This window comes from Flavobacterium sp. UBA7663 (assembly GCF_002483315.1).
Lineage (GTDB): Bacteria > Bacteroidota > Bacteroidia > Flavobacteriales > Flavobacteriaceae > Flavobacterium.
The window spans coordinates 78,320-96,135 of sequence record NZ_DLHR01000028.1 but is presented as its reverse complement, the minus strand read 5'-3'; the positions used below and the strand labels follow the sequence as shown (position 1 = coordinate 96,135).

Annotated in this window: 14 protein-coding genes; 4 read left to right on the top strand and 10 right to left on the bottom strand. The window is 32.9% G+C overall.

The window, feature by feature from the left end; genetic code table 11:
• Window positions 1-107: 107 nt before the first annotated feature.
• Window positions 108-875, bottom strand: coding sequence for a 5'/3'-nucleotidase SurE (gene surE, locus B2741_RS12275; RefSeq protein ID WP_291139358.1), 768 nt, complete (start codon window positions 873-875; stop codon window positions 108-110).
• A 143-nt stretch (window positions 876-1,018) separates the two neighbouring features.
• Between surE and B2741_RS12270 the strand changes: the two genes are divergently transcribed.
• The gene (locus B2741_RS12270) at window positions 1,019-3,172 is read left to right on the top strand and encodes a carboxy terminal-processing peptidase (protein ID WP_291139355.1); all 2,154 of its coding nucleotides are present in this window, start codon (window positions 1,019-1,021) and stop codon (window positions 3,170-3,172) included.
• Window positions 3,173-3,220: 48 nt separating this feature from the next.
• Here B2741_RS12270 and B2741_RS12265 read toward each other — a convergent pair whose 3' ends face one another.
• Entirely contained in the window at window positions 3,221-3,739 is a 519-nt protein-coding gene (locus tag B2741_RS12265; protein WP_291139352.1) for a hypothetical protein, read from the bottom strand.
• Window positions 3,740-3,793: 54 nt separating this feature from the next.
• On the opposite strand from B2741_RS12265, the gene B2741_RS12260 reads away from it, so the two are divergent.
• Window positions 3,794-4,585, top strand: coding sequence for a DNA/RNA non-specific endonuclease (locus tag B2741_RS12260; RefSeq protein ID WP_291139349.1), 792 nt, complete (start codon window positions 3,794-3,796; stop codon window positions 4,583-4,585).
• A 2-nt stretch (window positions 4,586-4,587) separates the two neighbouring features.
• On the opposite strand, the gene rodA is transcribed toward B2741_RS12260, so the two are convergent.
• From rodA to purH, 6 genes are all read right to left on the bottom strand, one after another.
• A complete protein-coding gene (gene rodA, locus B2741_RS12255; RefSeq protein ID WP_291139347.1) occupies window positions 4,588-5,844 on the bottom strand; it encodes a rod shape-determining protein RodA in 1,257 nt (418 codons plus the stop codon).
• A complete protein-coding gene (gene mrdA, locus B2741_RS12250; RefSeq protein ID WP_291139344.1) occupies window positions 5,845-7,779 on the bottom strand; it encodes a penicillin-binding protein 2 in 1,935 nt (644 codons plus the stop codon).
• A complete protein-coding gene (locus tag B2741_RS12245) occupies window positions 7,776-8,108 on the bottom strand; it encodes a rod shape-determining protein MreD (protein WP_349680410.1) in 333 nt (110 codons plus the stop codon). The genes mrdA and B2741_RS12245 overlap by 4 nt, the downstream gene beginning before the upstream one ends.
• Window positions 8,109-8,281: 173 nt before the next feature.
• Window positions 8,282-9,112: a rod shape-determining protein MreC gene (gene mreC, locus B2741_RS12240; RefSeq protein WP_290821860.1), complete on the bottom strand. Its 831-nt coding sequence runs from the start codon at window positions 9,110-9,112 to the stop codon at window positions 8,282-8,284.
• Between the two features lie 10 nt (window positions 9,113-9,122).
• Window positions 9,123-10,151, bottom strand: coding sequence for a rod shape-determining protein (locus B2741_RS12235; RefSeq protein ID WP_026725280.1), 1,029 nt, complete (start codon window positions 10,149-10,151; stop codon window positions 9,123-9,125).
• Window positions 10,152-10,294: 143 nt separating this feature from the next.
• Window positions 10,295-11,827 (bottom strand): bifunctional phosphoribosylaminoimidazolecarboxamide formyltransferase/IMP cyclohydrolase, encoded by a 1,533-nt coding sequence (purH, locus tag B2741_RS12230; protein WP_291139337.1) that lies wholly within the window; start codon window positions 11,825-11,827, stop codon window positions 10,295-10,297.
• A gap of 166 nt (window positions 11,828-11,993) precedes the next feature.
• Here purH and B2741_RS12225 point away from each other — a divergent pair, with 166 nt between their 5' ends.
• Both B2741_RS12225 and B2741_RS12220 read left to right on the top strand, forming a co-directional pair.
• Window positions 11,994-13,244 (top strand): ABC transporter permease, encoded by a 1,251-nt coding sequence (locus tag B2741_RS12225; RefSeq protein ID WP_291139334.1) that lies wholly within the window; start codon window positions 11,994-11,996, stop codon window positions 13,242-13,244.
• A 68-nt stretch (window positions 13,245-13,312) separates the two neighbouring features.
• Window positions 13,313-15,721 (top strand): TonB-dependent receptor plug domain-containing protein, encoded by a 2,409-nt coding sequence (locus B2741_RS12220; RefSeq protein ID WP_291139331.1) that lies wholly within the window; start codon window positions 13,313-13,315, stop codon window positions 15,719-15,721.
• 40 nt (window positions 15,722-15,761) lie between these two features.
• Here B2741_RS12220 and accD read toward each other — a convergent pair whose 3' ends face one another.
• Window positions 15,762-16,616 carry an acetyl-CoA carboxylase, carboxyltransferase subunit beta gene (gene accD, locus B2741_RS12215; protein WP_291139328.1) on the bottom strand — a complete coding sequence of 285 codons (855 nt, stop codon included), beginning with the start codon at window positions 16,614-16,616 and terminating at the stop codon, window positions 15,762-15,764.
• A 123-nt stretch (window positions 16,617-16,739) separates the two neighbouring features.
• The gene (gene fbaA / locus B2741_RS12210; protein WP_291139325.1) at window positions 16,740-17,807 is read right to left on the bottom strand and encodes a class II fructose-bisphosphate aldolase; all 1,068 of its coding nucleotides are present in this window, start codon (window positions 17,805-17,807) and stop codon (window positions 16,740-16,742) included.
• Window positions 17,808-17,816: the final 9 nt, after the last annotated feature.

The following is a 17,816-nucleotide window of genomic DNA, read 5'->3' as shown; positions in this document are numbered from 1 at the left end:
ATGTTTAAATCATATTTTTTATTGGTAACATATGTTATCACCTTTTAATTTTGGTTTTGCTTCGCAAATTTTTATTAGTGGTGATTTCATTTTCTAATAGTCTGATTTTATAATTCCCAAGAATTCAATTGTTGCATTGCATGATGTGCTGTTAAATCAAATTGTACAGGAACAATTGAGATGTAACCATTTTCTAGCGCCCATTCGTCCGTATCCGTTCCTTTGTCTAAATTGACAAACTTACCAGTTAACCAATAATATTCTTTTCCTTGTGGATTTGTTCTTTTATCAAATTCTTCTTGCCACATAGCTTTCGCTTGACGACAAATTTTTACTCCTTTTATTTCGTCTTTGCTTAATTTTGGAAAATTAACATTCAAAATTACACCTTCAGGTAAACCATTTTTCAAAACTTCTGAAGCAATTTGTTTGATATGACTTTTGATGGGTTCAAAATCGGCATCCCAACTATAATCTAACAATGAAAATCCGATTGCGGGAATTCCTTCAATTCCAGCTTCAACCGCAGCACTCATCGTTCCAGAATAAATTACATTAATTGAAGAATTGGAACCGTGATTGATTCCAGAAACACATAAGTCGGGTTTTCGCTTTAGAATTTCGTTAACGGCAATTTTCACGCAATCTACTGGAGTTCCACTACAACTGTATTCTTGTTCAAGTTCTTTGTCTAAATGAACTTTTTCTAGTTTTAAGGTGTTGTTTATTGTAATTGCATGTCCCATCGCGCTTTGTGGACTATCTGGAGCTACAACTACAACATCACCAAGTTCTTTCATCACTTCAATTAAAGCGCGAATTCCTGGTGCAACAATACTATCGTCGTTAGTTACTAGTATAAGTGGTTTTGACATTCTTCGTACATTTTTTGCTAAATTAAATAATTTAAACCAAAACCTTTTTTTTGTATGCCTATTTTTGTTGGTTTAACAAAAAATTATAGTATTTTGCACACTTGTGGCACGATTTTTTGTTTAATTTAGTTGAAAATTTTTCAATGAAACGAATAGTGGAATTTATGAAAAGAAATTATAAGGTTATATTGTTGGTAACTGCTTTATCAGCAATATTGTGGAGTTTTGTTCCTAGTGAAAAAAAGGAAGATCCAGAAAAAGATAAACTTTTGTTGGAACTGCTAACTTTTGTTTTAGAAAAAGGGCATTATAGTCCGGTTGAGTTAAATGATGACTTTTCTAAAAAAGTATACAGTAAATATTTAAATAATATTGATCCTACTAAACGATTTTTTCTTCAAAGTGATATTGATGAGTTCAGTAAATATGAAACTTCAATTGATGATATGATTAAAAACAAAGATTTGACTTTCTTTAATTTGACAAACTCGCGTTTGTTGAAAAGAATGAAAGAATCTAGAGCTATTTATGAAGAAATTTTAGATAAGCCTTTTGATTTCAATAGTAATGAAAGCATAAATGTAGATTATGAAAAACTGCCATTTAGTAAAAATAAATCTGAATTAGTTGACAGATGGAGAAAGCAATTAAAGTTGTCTGCGCTTTCTTCTATTACAGATAAGCAACAACTTGAAGATGATAAAAAGAAAAATGATGCTAAATATGAAGTAAAATCATTTGAGACACTTGAAAAAGAAGTTAGAGAAAATTCTTTAAAATCTTTAAATGAGTATTTTGATTTTATTGAAAAAGAGTTAGAGAGAGATGATTGGTTCGCTATATTTTTAAATTCTATCGTGGAACGTTTCGATCCGCATACATTCTACTTTTCTCCAGATGATAAAGAGAAATTTGATGTAAGTATGAGTGGAACATTTCAAGGAATTGGTGCACGTTTGCAAAAGAAAGAATCGGGAGTTGAAGTTTCAGAATTAATTTCTGGAGGTCCGGCTTGGAGAGGAAAAGAATTAGAAGCAGGAGATTTGATATTGAAAGTAGCTCAGGGAAAAGAAGAGCCTCTTGATATTGCAGGAATGCGTTTAGATGACGTTGTTAAAAAAATCAAAGGACCTAAAGGAACAGAAGTTCGATTAACAGTCAAAAAAGTTGATGGTACAATAAAAGTTATTTCAATTATTAGAGATGAAGTTGAAACAGAGGAAACATTCGCTAAATCAAGTGTAGTTGAAAAAGATGGAAAGAAATACGGAATTATTTACTTACCTAAATTTTATATTAGTTTTGAAAACAAAGAAAACCGTGATGCGTTTAAAGATGTAGCAGCTGAAATTGAAAAACTAAAAGCACAAAACATCGATGGACTTGTTATGGATTTACGTGATAATGGTGGAGGTTCTTTAGAAACGGTTGTTAAAATGGTAGGATTGTTTATTCCAGAAGGGCCAATTGTTCAAGTAAAAGCCCCAGGAAGAAATCCAGAAATTTTACCAGATCCAGACAAAAGAGTTCAATACGATGGACCACTTGTAGTAATGATTAATAATTTCTCGGCATCAGCTTCAGAAATTTTTGCAGCAGCAATTCAAGATTATAAACGAGGAATTGTTGTAGGTAGTAAACATTCTTATGGTAAAGGAACTGTTCAAAACATGATTGATTTGAATCAATTCATCAGAGGAAATTCTTATGGTGATTTAGGAGCCTTAAAAACTACTATTCAGAAGTTTTATAGAATTAATGGAGGTTCAACACAACGTGAAGGTGTAAAAAGTGATATTGTTTTTCCAGATCGTTTCGCCTATTTAGATATGGGAGAACGTGATGAAGAAAGTGCATTGCCTTGGGATAAAATAGAACCAGCAAAATATCAACCGTTAAATATTAACTATGATAATGTAATAGCAAATAGCAAGAAGAGAATTGCTTCTAACCCAACTTTTAATCTTATTGATGAAAACGCAAAATGGATTTTTGAACGTAAAGATGAAAATGACTTCAGTTTAAATTTAAACGAATTTAATAAAGAAATTGCTGCGACAGATCTAAAGATCAAAAAGTTCAAAGCTATTACAGACTATAAAAATAAGTATCAGTTTACTTCTTTGCCTGATGAAGTTGCGTTGTTTGAAAAAGACACTTTACTAAAACAAAAAAGAGAGCGTTGGCATGAAGAAATGCAAAAGGATATTTATATGGAAGAGACTTTAAATGTTATATCTGATATTAAATTATTAACTAAAGGAAAAGGATTTACTCAGAAGTTGAGTATGAATTAATAGATTTAAAGGAAAAAAAATCCCGATTCGTGAGAATCGGGATTTTTTTTATTCTAATTTTCTTAGTTTGTTCTCAGCTTTTTCTAAGTCCATTTGTAATTCTAAAGCTTTATTTTCTTTTTTAAGAATTTTTTCTCTCCATTTTAATTCATCATCTGCAGATAATTTCCCTTTTCTTTTAAGCTTTTCAAATTTTTCTTTGTCTTTTTCTAAGTCTTTTTTATTGTTAGCAATTCTGTCTTTTGCTTTTTCAGTATTTTTCTTTGCCTTTTCTCTTTGTGCAACTGCTCTTTCAGCTTTTTTTACTTCTTTTTCCGCCTCTTTTTGTGCTCTTTCTGCTTGTTTTTGAGCTTTTTCTGCTTCTTTCAGGGCTTTTTGGCGCTCTCTTTCCGCTTTCTGGCTTTCTTTAATTTGCTTTTCTTCGGCTTTGATTCTTTCTTTTTCGGCTTTTTGTTGTTCTTGAACTAATTTTTCCTGTTTAACTTTTACACTATCAATTACAGTTTCTTGAGCTAAAGCAGATTGTAAACTAAACAAACCTAACAGAATTAAAAAATTTATTTTCATCATTTTGGATTTTAAAAATTATCTTTACAAAGATAACAAAAACTGAGCCAAAGCATGAAAAGATTCATTTATCTCCTTGTAGTTGTTTCTATATTTTCTTGTAGAGAATTTAATATTGATGAAGATACTTCAATTAATAAAAGCGATGTTCAAGTTGAAAAAAGTTTGATTTCTGATGATTTCGATTTTTTACCATCAACAACAACTAAAGAAGTTTACAAGCGTAACACTTATGTTTTTTCTTATTCTGAAGAGCACGAACAAAGCGAATGGGTAGCCTATTATTTGGATAATGACGATGTAAAGGCAACTAATTTTGATAGACCCTTTTTTGAACAAGATCCATTAGTTGAATCTGTGTCAGCCGATTGGAGAAATTATAAAAATTCGGGTTACGATAAAGGTCATTTGTGTCCGGCTGGTGATAGAAAAGGTTCATTTGATGAGTATAACGAAACTTTTTTTACTTCTAATATTAGTCCGCAAGAGCATGAGTTTAATTCTGGTGTTTGGAATCGTTTAGAGGAAAAAGTAAGATATTGGGCAGTAAAAAGTGACGGATTATATGTAGTAACTGGTGGTGTTTTGAGCGATAATTTAAAAACAATTGGTAAAGAAGATGTTTCGGTGCCTAATTATTTTTATAAAGTATTGCTGTCTAAAGATGGTTCTAAAATGATTGGTTTTTTAGTGCCTCATGAAAATTCAAATCAGCCTTTATATGAATTTGTGGTTTCGGTAGACGAAATTGAAAAAATGACAGGGATTGACTTTTATCCTAATTTAGAGGATGCAATCGAAAATCAATTAGAATCTAAATCTGATTATAAAGACTGGAGTTTTTAAAATTACCACTCATTTACTTTATTTGCATCTAGTTTAATAAAGATAAAAAGTAATATTGTAAATGCCCATAAACTTGAACCTCCGTAAGAGAAAAAGGGTAGAGGTACTCCAATTGTTGGGAACAATTTAATAAGCATAGCAATATTTACAAAGAAATGGGTGAATAAATAAGTAGCCACACAATAGCCGTAAACTCTACTGAATTTGGTTTTTTGATTTTCGGCTAAATAGATAATTCTTAAAAATAAGGCTACAAATAATAAAATTACGGTTATACTTCCAATGAATCCCCATTCTTCACCTACCGTTGTAAAAATGTAGTCGGTATGTTGTTCAGGTACGAAACCACCTTTAGTTTGTGTGCCTTCTAAATAACCTTTTCCTAATAATCCTCCAGAACCAATAGCAATCATTGATTGGTTTAAATTGTATCCTTCTCGTTTCATGTCAACATCATCCCCAATTAATACATTGATACGATCTTTTTGGTGTGGTTCTAAAACACTTTCATAAACATAACTTACCGAGAACGCAAATCCAGCCATAACTAAGTATAGCAATCCGTAAACAATAGGATTTCTAGAAATTTTTCGATTAAATATGTAATGAATTACCATTATTATAAATACAATCCCGATTAAATAAGTAGGTTGAATTACTAATGATAGAAAGAACAATGCGATAGCAATTATGCCCGAAAAAAAGTACCAACTTGGCAATCCTTCACGATTCAAGACAAAGATTAGTGAAATGAAAATCATAGCACTACCGGCGTCGGGTTGCATTAAAATTAGCGCAACTGGAATAAAAACGATAGCTAAACCTATTATTTGATGTTTGGTATACTTTAAATTAATTTGGGAATAACTTAGGTATTTTGCTAATAATAAAGCTGTTGCCGTTTTAACGAATTCGGAAGGTTGAAAACCAAAGCCTCCAAATTGGTACCAGTTGGTTTGTCCTTTTTTGGTAACTCCAAATACAAATAAACCAAGTAATAATATAATTCCTAAACCATAGAACACAAAGGAAAGACGTTCGAAAATTTTAGCATCGGTGAATAAGATGATAAAAATAAGAGGAATGGTCAAACCAATGAAGAGCATTTGTCTACCATAAATTTGAGAAATATCAAAAATTGAAGTTTCTTCTAAAGGTAAAGAAGCGGAATAAATAGTCATCCAGCCCATGATTACTAATACTATATAAAGTAATATGGAGATATAATCGATTCTATTTCCTACGCTTTGATTTTTCATCTAGTTTTCCTCTTCTTCTTTTTTGGCTTCGCTAATTTCTACATTGACTTTGTTCAAAGAATCTTGAACTCTTGTTGGATCTACTTTTCTTTGAAAAATAATGTTTTCAATTTTTTCATATTCTGAAAGTAAACTTCCATTTAGCATTCTATCTTCTAAATCTTTACGAGTGATTTTGCCATTTACATATTTTTCAACCATTAAAGTAGCAATTGGTCCAGCCCAACGACTTCCCCAATAACCATTTTCAATAAATACCGCAATTGCTATCTTAGGGTTTTCTTGCGGCGCAAAGGCTACAAAAATAGAGTGATCTTTTAATTGATAGGTTTTTCCTGCTACTCTAATTTTGTTTTCAGCAGTTCCCGTTTTCCCACAAATATTAAGACCTTGTACTCTTAAGCCTGCTGCAGTTCCTATCGGGTTATTGTAAACATCTGCCAAGCCTTGAATTATAGGAGGGAAATATTGCTTATCAATAGTAGAATAATGCTTTGTTGTAAATTTTTTATCTAAAGGTTGTCCTTTTATCTTTTTAACGATATGTGGTGTATAATAATATCCTTGATTGGCAACAACTGCCATCATATTGGCTAATTGAATTGGTGAAGTTAAAACTTCACCTTGTCCGATGGAATTCGAAATAATGTATGAACTTCTTATCGGAGCCCCATTGTACATTTTTTTATACATTTTTGACGTTGGAACCAAACCTTTCGCACCAATTGGCATATCGGTTCCTAAAAATTGTCCCAATCCAAAACTTTTAACATGGTTGGCCCAATTGTCAACGCTGTAATACGAATCTTTATATTTTTCAATGGTTCTTTTGTACGTGTTTCCAAAATAACTGTTACACGATTTATAAGTTCCGTTGTTTAATTGTAGGCTGTGGAGACCGCAGTGGCATTTCATAAAACGTCCAAAATTGGCTCCATGATTACAATAAAAAGTAGTTTGTTCGTCAATTACTTCTTCTTGCAATCCAATTAATCCCGTAACGATTTTAAATGGTGAACCAGGAGGATACGTTGCTTGAAGACCTCTATCGTACAATGGTTTTGAAATCGAATCGTTGTATAAAGCGGTATAGTTTTTTGAACGTTGTCTTCCAACTAACAAAGCTGGATCATATGTAGGTGCAGAAACCAAAGCTAAGATCTCTCCTGTTTTAGGTTCGATAGCAACAATACCACCTCTTTTATTAATCATCAATTCCGTGCCATATTGCTGAAGTGCGTGATCAATAGTGAGTGTTAAATCTTTTCCTTGTTGAGCAATGGTATCAAATTGCCCTTTTTTATAAGGACCAATAATTTTATTGTGTTTGTCACGAAGTAAGTACTTAACGCCTTTAATTCCTCGTAAAATTTCTTCATATTCTTGCTCAACACCTTGCTTTCCTATCAAATCACCACTGTTATAGTATTTGTTTTTATTAAGAATAGCTTCGTTAACCTGTGTAATAAATCCGAAAATATTAGCACCTTCTTTAACTTGATAATCACGTAAAGAACGTTTTTGTGTATAAAATCCTTCAAATTTTCTTTCTTTTTCCTGAAAAGCAGCATATTCAGCTTTGTTTAATTGTGACAGGAAGACCGAAGGAAGAATTGGGCTATAAACATTCGCTTTTTCAATTTTCTTGATAAAATAATCCTTTGTAATGTGAAGTAAATTACAAAATTCGGTTGTATCAATATTTTTGATTTCTCTCGGAACAACCATGATATCATACGAAGGCTGATTGGCTACTAAAAGTTTACCATTACGATCATAGATATAACCTCTTTCTGGAAAATCGAAAACTTTTTTAATAGCATTATTTTCCGATTGTAGTTTTAAATTTTCATCAATTACTTGAAGATAGAAAATTCGTACAATCAGAAGAATGGAAGTAATAATGATTACGGCAGGTAAAACAGCTTTTCTCATCGTCTATTGCTTGGCTTGATTAAATAGATGGTTAACAAACATATAATAAACGTAAACAGGGTACTAAATAGTGTTCGTAATAAAACAGTAAATATCAAATCAAATCTGAAATATTCAAAAAAGAATAAGATGAAATGATGAATAAAAATAGCTAATAGCAACAATGTAATTCGCTCAGGCGAAATTTTATCAGCAATTTTTACAGTTTGATATTCGTAACTCAATCCAAAAGCAAATTTAAAAAGTGATGGTCTTATGTATGCCAAAACCAAAGATGCCATTGTGTGAATTCCGCCTGAATTACAAAACATATCCAAAAGGATTCCCATTGTAAAACTGCTTAATAGTAAAATACTTTTATTGCTATTAACAGGATATAGTAAAATAAACAACACATAAGGATACGGATTTAAATACCCAAACAGATTAATATTATTGAATATTAAAATCTGTAGAAGTAAAAAAACAACAAAACGTATGCTATTTAAAATGTTATTGTTCACTATTTTTTAGGTGCTGTGGTTTCTAATTCTAATTGTTTTTTCTCTTTTTTTCTTTTGTTTTCAATTACATACACATAACCAAGCGATGTCATGTCGTTGAACAAACGAATATTGATAGTATAATAATTTGTTTTCTTATCAATAAAAATCTTATCAATTTTTCCAATTGGAATATTCTCTGGGAAAATATCTGAATTTCCACCTGTTACGATAGAATCTCCGTGTTTTAAAGAAGCCAATCTAGGAACATCGATAAGTTGAGCAAAACCAACATTTCGGCCATCCCAAATTAAAGAACCAAAGTGATTCGAGTTTTTAATCTTCGCATTAATCTTCGATTTGGTGTTCAAGACACTTTGAATGGTGGAGAAGTTTGTTGATGTTTTTTCAATTAAACCTACAATCCCTTTGTCATTTACTACTCCCATATCGACTTCAATTCCAGAATTTTTTCCAGAATTGATGGTGATATAATTTTCGCGAGAGTTAAACGAATTTTTCACCACTTTTGCTACCACAACATTGTAATTGTTAAGGTCGTTTCTAAATAGGGTTTTAGAAGTTAAAATGGTGTCTTTCTTATTAAAAAGCAATTCTTTTAATAACGCATTTTCCGAAGCCAAGTCCTTGTTTTTTTCTTTTAGACTTAAATATTCGTTGACTTCATTCACTTTTTCATAGTAAGCACCTGTAACAGCATTAGCCGAATTTACATACTCACTTCTGTGGTAGGAATGCGATTTTATAATCAAAGAAAATGAGATGCCCAAAAGCAGCAAAAACAGCAATCGATAGCTGTTTTTTATGATAAAATTAATTATTTGCTGCATGGACTATTTTTTATTTAATCAGGATTCCTTTGTATTTGTTGATATTCTTTAAGGTCATTCCCGTTCCTCTTACAACGGCTCTTAAAGGATCTTCTGCGATGTAAACAGGTAAATCTGTTTTCATTGAAATTCGTTTGTCTAAACCTCTTAACATCGAACCTCCACCTGCAAGGTAAATACCGGTGTTGTAAATATCGGCAGATAATTCGGGTGGCGTTTGTGATAAGGTTTCCATAACCGCATCTTCAATACGTTGAATTGATTTGTCTAATGCTTTTGCAATTTCTCGGTACGATACATCAACACGTTTTGGTTTTCCGGTTAATAAATCTCTTCCGTCTACTGCCATATCTTCTGGTGGGCTATCTAAATCTTCAGTAGCAGCACCAATTTGAATTTTTACTTTTTCAGCGGTCGTTTCTCCAACAAATAAATTGTGTTGCGTTCTCATGTAGTAAATGATATCATTTGTGAAAACGTCTCCAGCAATTTTAACCGATTTATCACAAACAATTCCGCCTAATGCAATAACCGCAATTTCTGTTGTTCCTCCACCTATGTCCACAATCATGTTTCCTTTTGGTTGCATAATATCTAAACCGATACCAATTGCAGCTGCCATCGGCTCATGAATCAAGTATACTTCTTTTCCGTTTACACGTTCAGCTGATTCTTTTACCGCACGCATTTCCACTTCAGTAATTCCAGAAGGAATACAAATTACCATACGAAGTGCTGGTGTGAATAATTTTTTCTTTAAAGCAGGAATACTTTTGATAAACATTTTTATCATCTGCTCTGAAGCATCAAAGTCAGCGATAACTCCATCTTTTAACGGACGAATGGTTTTGATGTTTTCATGAGTTTTACCTTGCATCATGTTGGCTTCCTTACCAACGGCAATAATTTTGCCCGTAATTCGGTCTCTGGCAACAATAGATGGACTGTCAATCACGACTTTATCGTTGTGAATGATTAGTGTATTTGCGGTACCAAGGTCGATAGCGATATCCTCGGTCATGAAATCAAAAAATCCCATAAGTAAGAGAAGGGTTTAGCGTTTTTTGTATAATAGTATTCAACTAGCAAAACTATGAAAATTATCTGATATATTTTCAAATAAAAACGCATTAAAAAATAATATTTTAATGCGTTTTAAAAATCTATATTTTTAAGTAAATTTTAGTGCTTAAAATGACGGATTCCAGTGAATACCATTGCCATGTTATTGGCATTACAATAATTAATACTTAATTCGTCTTTTATAGAACCTCCTGGTTGAATTACCGCTGTAATTCCAGCTTTGTTTGCGATTTCTACACAGTCTGGAAAAGGGAAGAAGGCATCACTTGCCATAACCGCTCCAGTTAAATCAAATTCAAATGAAGTTGCTTTTTCAATTGCATGACGTAAAGCATCTACTCTTGAAGTTTGTCCTGTTCCAGAAGCATACAATTGTTTGTTCTTTGCAAACACAATTGTATTCGATTTAGTATGTTTACAAATTTTAGATGCAAATAATAAATCTTCGATTTCTTCTGAAGTTGGAACAGCCGTTGTAACTGTTTTTAAATGTTCTTTTGAATCGGTAACATTGTCTTTATCCTGAACTAAAACTCCGTTTAAACAAGTACGAACGGTTGTTTGTGGTAATTCCACTTCGTTTTGGATTAAGATGATTCTGTTTTTCTTTTCTTCTAAAATGTCAATTGCTTCTTGATCATACGCTGGAGCAATTACCACTTCGCAGAACAATTGGTTGATTTCATTCGCAGTTGCGACATCAATTTTTCCGTTCGCAATTAAAACACCTCCAAAAGCCGAAGTTGGGTCACCTGCTAAAGCATCTAAATACGCTTCTTTCATCGTATTTCTCGTTGCTAAACCACATGCGTTATTGTGTTTTAAAATTGCAAAAGTTGGATTATCTCCTTTGAATTCGTTCATTAAATTCACAGCTGCATCAACGTCTAATAAATTGTTGTATGACAATTCTTTTCCGTGAACTTTGGTAAACATTTTATCGAAATCGCCATAGAAAAATCCTTTTTGATGTGGATTTTCGCCATAACGTAATACGTTTCCGTTTTGCTTGCTTATTTTTAAAACTGGTTCTTCAAAAATTTGATTGAAGTAGTTGAAAATAGCTGAATCATAATGTGAAGAAACATTAAAAGCTCTTGAAGCTAATAATTTTCTGTTTTCTAAAGTGGTAGCGCCGTTATTTTCTGTGTAGAAATTCAAAAATGGTGCATATTGCTCTACTGAAGGAACAATTACTGTGTCTTTGAAATTTTTAGCAGCTGCTCTAATTAAAGAAATACCACCGATGTCGATTTTCTCGATAATATCTTGTTCACCAGCACCTGAAGCAACTGTTTTTTCAAACGGATACAAATCCACAATCACTAAATCGATTTGCGGAATATTGAATTCTTTCATTTGTTCCACATCACCTGCATGGTCTTGACGGTTTAAAATACCACCGAAGATTTTTGGATGCAAGGTTTTTACTCTTCCACCTAAAATTTCAGGGAAAGCCGTAATATCTTCTACAGCAACTACTGGAATGCCTAAATCTTTAATAAAAGTTTCGGTTCCGCCGGTAGAATAAATGGTTACATTGTTTTGGTGAAGGGCTTTAACAATAGGTTCTAAACCGTTTTTGTCAAATACAGAAATCAATGCCGAAGCAATTTTTTTTGTTGTGTTCATGGTGTTGTGTTGTTGTATCTGAATAGTCTCAGATAAATGTTGTTGTTTTCGTGGTGCAAAAGTAGTTATACTTCTTAAAATAGTCAAACTTTATTGGAAGGGATTTTTTAATAATTATTTGTAACATTTTCATACATAACTCTACTTATAGTTATAGCTCAATATTATGCTTTTATATTTACGATTACTTTCAGAAAGTTTCAGTTTTGCCATTAACGCGTTGCGCAACAATAAATTGCGTACCCTTTTGTCGTTGTTAGGTGTTACCATTGGTATTTTTTCCATTATTGCGGTGTTAGCTGCTGTAGATTCTATGGATAAAAAAATCAAGGAAGATTTGAGTGATATGGATATGAATACCATTTACTTGATGAATTTTTCATTTGGTCCGTCTGAAGTGCCTCGTTGGAAAAGAGAACAATTTCCTAAAGTAACTTACGATGAATTTGAATATTTGAAAAAAAGTGTTCCTAGTATTGAAAAAATTTCTTTTAATTTCTTTGCAAGAAACGAAAGTGTAAAATACGAATCCAATACGGTGAATTCTATTCGAATGAAACCTTCAACAGATGAGTTTTTTGATATTGAACCTATTAAAATTGAAACCGGACGTTTGTTTAATGAAGCCGAATCCAATTCGGGAAGCCCTGTTATCGTAATAGGAAGTGAAGTAGCTAAAGGCTTATTTGAAAATAGTGACCCTATTGGAAAGAAAATTCGTTTGTACGGACAAAAACTAACAGTTATTGGTGTGCTAAAAAAACAAGGACAAGGTATGTTTGGCGACAGTAATGACGTGGCCGTATTTTTTCCAGTGAACTTTTTAAGAAGAATGTATGGCGATGAAAATGATGCTCTGCGTGCTGCGATTTTAATAAAACCAGAAAAAGGAGTTGATATTGAGGAATTTAAAGCTGAATTATCTCAAAAACTGAGAAACTTTAGAGGTGTAAAAACAGGAGATATAGATAATTTCTTCCTAAATGTATTATCTGGATTTACCGATTTTATTGATAACATCATAGGTCAAATGAATATGATTGGTTGGATTATCAGTGCGTTTTCACTTTTAGTGGGAGGATTTGGTATTGCCAATATTATGTTCGTATCGGTAAAAGAACGTACTAACTTAATCGGAATTCAAAAAGCATTAGGCGCTAAAAATAAATTCATTTTGTTTCAATTCTTGTTTGAAGCTATTATTTTATCATTAATTGGTGGGATAGTAGGAATGTTTTTAGTTTGGATTATTGCTTTAATATTGTCAAGTGCTTTAGATTTCGAGTTTGTTTTAAGTGCTTCAAACATGTTATTAGGTTCAGGATTAGCAGCTTTTATCGGATTAATTTCTGGAATTATTCCAGCAATTTCCGCATCTAAGTTAGATCCAGTGGAAGCTATTAGAAGTGGCATGTAATTTGTGGCAATAAGTGACAATCATTTTGTAAATTTGTTCACACTAATTATTAAAACATTTCGGAAATAATGCTTAAGCAATTATTACTCATTATATTTTTTGGATTCACAACTACGTTATTTTCTCAAACAATAACCATAAAAGACAAAGAATCGGGTGAACCATTAGAATCGGTTACGCTTGCTTCCGAGGATAAAAAAGTCTATGTTGTTGCAAATAACAGAGGTCAGGCTGATGTTTCTGATTTTGTTGGGTTTAATAAAATTATCATCCAATCTTTTGGATATGAAACTCAAATTGTGAGTTACAATCAATTGGAATTAGCTTCTTTTCAGTTGAGTTTAGCACCTTCATTATTGGCAATGGATGAAATAATTGTTTCCGCCAATCGTTGGAAGCAACATACTCGAGATATTCCAGTAAAAATCACCTCTATTTCTAAAAAAGATATCCAATTGCAAAATCCGCAAACGGCAGCCGATTTACTAACCGTTTCTGGTAAAGTGTTTATGCAAAAAAGTCAGCAGGGTGGAGGAAGCCCAATGATTCGTGGTTTTGCTACCAATCGTTTGCTTTATGCTATTGATGGTGTTCGAATGAATACCGCAATTTTTAGAGGTGGAAACATTCAAAATGTCATTTCGTTAGATCCATTTGCAATTGAAAAATCAGAAGTTTTATTTGGACCAAGTTCTGTTATTTACGGAAGCGATGCTATTGGTGGTGTAATGAGTTTCCAAACCTTAACACCACAATTTACAACGGAAGAAAAACCATTTGTTTCAGGAAGTGCTTTTACAAGATACTCTTCTGTTAACAATGAAAAAACAGGACATTTTGATGTCAATGTAGGTTGGAAAAAATGGGCTTCGGTTACGAGTATCAGTTCTAATGATTTTGGTGATTTAAAAATGGGAAGTCACGGACCAGATGAATATTTACGACCTTTTTATGTGCAAAGACAAAATGGAGTAGATGTAGTGGTAACGAATGATGATCCTTTAGTACAGAAACCAACGGCTTATTCTCAAATCAATTTGATGCAAAAAGTACGTTTTCAACCCAATGAAAAGTGGGATTTTCAATATGGTTTTCATTTTTCGGAAACTTCAAGTTATTCGCGATATGACAGACATATTCGCTATACTAATTCAGGAATGCCGCGTTATGGCGAATTTGATTATGGTCCACAAAAATGGATTATGAACAATTTGTCAATTTCTAATATGCAAGCTACGAAAGTGTATGATGAACTTTCTATTCGAGTGGCGCATCAGTTTTTTGAAGAAAGTAGAATCAGTCGTAATTTTAATAATCCAAATCGTGCCATTCGTACCGAAAAAGTAAATGCAGTTTCTGTAAATGCAGATTTCACAAAGAAAACGAGTGTTAATAATTCTCTTTTTTACGGTGTGGAATATGTAATGAACGATGTAAACTCAGAAGGAGTTGATGAAAATATTGTTGCAGGAACAAGTCAAACTGGACCTGCTCGATATCCACAATCCAAATGGAATTCGTATGGTGTTTATCTAAATGACCAGTATAAATTTTCTGAAAAAACGTTGCTTCAAGCGGGATTGCGATACAATCAGTTTGTATTAGACGCTGATTTTGATACTACTTTTTATCCGTTTCCTTTCACTGAAGCAAAAATCAATGATGGCGCTTTAACTGGAAGTTTAGGTTTGGTATATCGTCCAACAGCGAAATGGGTGATTAGTTCTAATGTAGCAACCGCTTTCCGTTCTCCTAATGTGGATGATTTAGGAAAAGTATTTGATTCAGAACCTGGTTCGGTTGTGGTTCCTAATCCAGATTTGAAAGCCGAATATGCTTATAATGTAGATTTGAATGTGGCGAAATTATTTGGAAAGAATGTAAAAGTAGATGTTTCTACTTATTACACTTTGCTAGAAAATGCTATGGTAAGAAGAGATTTTACTTTGAATGGCGCTACCGAAATCATCTACGATGGCGAATTGAGTAATGTGCAAGCCATACAAAATGCGGCTAATGCAAAAGTATACGGAATTCAAGCCGGAATTGAAGTGAAATCGGCAACAGGGTTTTATTTCCATGGCGATTTGAATTTCCAAAAAGGAGAAGAAGAATTGGATAATGGAGAGAAAAGTCCATCTCGTCATGCTGCGCCGTTTTTTGGTGTAGGTCGTTTGGGATATGCTAATTCTAAATTAGATTTACAATTGAATGCGCAATTCAGCGATGAGGTTTCGTATGATAATTTAGCCGAAGAAGAAAAAGGAAAACCAGAAATTTACGCGATTGACAGCAATGGAAATCCGTATTCTCCAAGTTGGTATACGTTGAATTTAAAATCGATGTACAAACTTAGCGAATTGTTTACCGTTACTGCAGGTTTAGAAAATATAACCGACCAACGTTATCGACCTTATAGTTCAGGAATTGTAGCACCAGGAAAGAATTTTATCCTGGCTTTGCGAGCTAAGTTTTAAGCATAAAAAAATCCCGATAGTGATATCGGGATTTTTGTTTTTATCTGATTTCTTGATTTTGAATCAAATCCAAATACAAGTTAATTTTGTTTTTCAACTCTTTTCTGTGAGCAATGAAATCTAAGAATCCATGCTCTAATAAGAATTCTGAAGTTTGGAAACCTTCTGGTAAATCTTTACCTGTTGTATCTCTTACAATACGTGGTCCCGCGAATCCAATTAAAGCGCCAGGCTCACCAATATTGATATCACCTAACATTGCATAAGAAGCAGTTGTTCCACCCGTTGTTGGATCTGTACATAACGAAATGTATGGAATTTGTTCTTCTGCTAATTGCGCTAATTTTGCTGAGGTTTTAGCTAATTGCATTAACGAGTAAGCCGCTTCCATCATACGAGCACCACCTGATTTTGAAATCAATACAAAAGGCACTTTGTTTTTGATAGAATAGTCAATCGCTCTAGCGATTTTTTCTCCAACAACAGCTCCCATAGAACCTCCAATGAAAGCAAAATCCATACAAGAAACAACTAAGTCTTTTCCTTTCGATTTTCCTACAGCTGTACGAATAGCGTCTTTCAATTTGGTTTTGTCCATTACATCTTTTAAACGATCACTATATTTTTTAGTGTCTTCAAATTTTAATGGATCTTTCGAAGTTAAATTCGCATCTAATTCTTTGAATTCGTTATTGTCGAATAAAATTTCGAAATATTCTTTACTACCAATTCTTACATGATAATCGTCTTCTGGACTTACCCATAAGTTTCTTGCCAATTCATCTTGGTCAATAATTTTTCCAGTTGGTGATTTGTACCATAAACCTTTAGGAACATCTTTTTTGTCCTCAGTTGCGGTTGTAATTCCTTTTTCTTTTCTTTTAAACCAAGCCATAATTAAGTTAGAAGTTAGAAGTTAGAAGTTGGAAGGCTAACCTTATCTTCATCTAATTTCAATTAATAATAAATTTTAAACTTCGTACTTTGTACCTCGTACTTTGTACCTCGTACTTTGTACTTATAAAGTATTCACATTATTTAAATCGGCAAAAGCTTGTTCTAATCTTGTGTTGAACGTAACTTCTCCTTCACGAACCCATTTTCTTGGGTCGTAGTGTTTTTTATTTGGACTATCTGCTCCGTCTGGACTTCCGATTTGAGTTCTTAAATAATCGATTTTAGAAGTCATATAATCACGAATTCCTTCAGTGAAAGCAAATTGTAAATCGGTATCGATATTCATTTTGATTACTCCGTAAGAAATAGCTTCTCTAATTTCTTCTAAAGTAGAACCTGAACCTCCGTGGAAAACAAAATCAACAGGGTTATTTCCAGTATTGAATTTATTTTGAACGTATTCTTGAGAATTTTTAAGAATTTTTGGAGTCAATTTCACATTTCCTGGTTTGTAAACACCGTGTACATTTCCAAAAGAAGCCGCGATTGTAAATCTTGGACTTACTTTCATTAATTCTTCGTAAGCGTATGCTACTTCATCAGGTTGTGTGTATAATTTTGAGCTATCAACATCAGAATTGTCTACACCATCTTCTTCACCACCTGTAATTCCTAGTTCAATTTCTAATGTCATGCCCATTTTGCTCATTCTTTCTAAATATTTTTTAGAAATTTCAAGATTTTCTTCAATCGGTTCTTCCGATAAATCAATCATGTGAGAACTATATAATGGTTTTCCAGTTTCAGCAAAATGTTTTTCAGAAGCATCTAATAAACCATCAATCCAAGGTAAAAGATTTTTCGCACAGTGGTCGGTATGTAAAATAACCGTTGCGCCATAAGCTTCTGCTAAAGTATGAATGTGTTTTGCTCCAGCAACAGCACCTAAAATGGCAGCTTTTTGATTTTCGTTTGATAATCCTTTTCCAGCATTAAATTGAGCCCCACCATTTGAAAACTGAATAATAACTGGCGCATTTAATTTTGCAGCTGTTTCTAAAACTCCATTAATTGTACTAGATCCTACAACATTAACAGCAGGTAATGCAAATCCTTTTTGTTTTGCGTAATTAAAGATTTCTTGTACTTGATCTCCGGTAGCAACACCAGGTTTAATATTGTGACTCATAGTTGTATG

Coding starts and splice junctions, on each gene's coding strand:
- B2741_RS12265 (WP_291139352.1), bottom strand. CDS start 3,739: ATGAAAATAAATTTTTTAATTCTGTTAGGTTTGTTTAGTTTACAATCT.
- purH (WP_291139337.1), bottom strand. CDS start 11,827: ATGAACACAACAAAAAAAATTGCTTCGGCATTGATTTCTGTATTTGAC.
- B2741_RS12220 (WP_291139331.1), top strand. CDS start 13,313: ATGCTTAAGCAATTATTACTCATTATATTTTTTGGATTCACAACTACG.
- accD (WP_291139328.1), bottom strand. CDS start 16,616: ATGGCTTGGTTTAAAAGAAAAGAAAAAGGAATTACAACCGCAACTGAG.
- B2741_RS12270 (WP_291139355.1), top strand. CDS start 1,019: ATGAAACGAATAGTGGAATTTATGAAAAGAAATTATAAGGTTATATTG.
- rodA (WP_291139347.1), bottom strand. CDS start 5,844: ATGAAAAATCAAAGCGTAGGAAATAGAATCGATTATATCTCCATATTA.
- surE (WP_291139358.1), bottom strand. CDS start 875: ATGTCAAAACCACTTATACTAGTAACTAACGACGATAGTATTGTTGCA.
- B2741_RS12260 (WP_291139349.1), top strand. CDS start 3,794: ATGAAAAGATTCATTTATCTCCTTGTAGTTGTTTCTATATTTTCTTGT.
- B2741_RS12245 (WP_349680410.1), bottom strand. CDS start 8,108: ATGGGAATCCTTTTGGATATGTTTTGTAATTCAGGCGGAATTCACACA.
- fbaA (WP_291139325.1), bottom strand. CDS start 17,807: ATGAGTCACAATATTAAACCTGGTGTTGCTACCGGAGATCAAGTACAA.
- B2741_RS12225 (WP_291139334.1), top strand. CDS start 11,994: ATGCTTTTATATTTACGATTACTTTCAGAAAGTTTCAGTTTTGCCATT.
- mrdA (WP_291139344.1), bottom strand. CDS start 7,779: ATGAGAAAAGCTGTTTTACCTGCCGTAATCATTATTACTTCCATTCTT.
- mreC (WP_290821860.1), bottom strand. CDS start 9,112: ATGCAGCAAATAATTAATTTTATCATAAAAAACAGCTATCGATTGCTG.
- B2741_RS12235 (WP_026725280.1), bottom strand. CDS start 10,151: ATGGGATTTTTTGATTTCATGACCGAGGATATCGCTATCGACCTTGGT.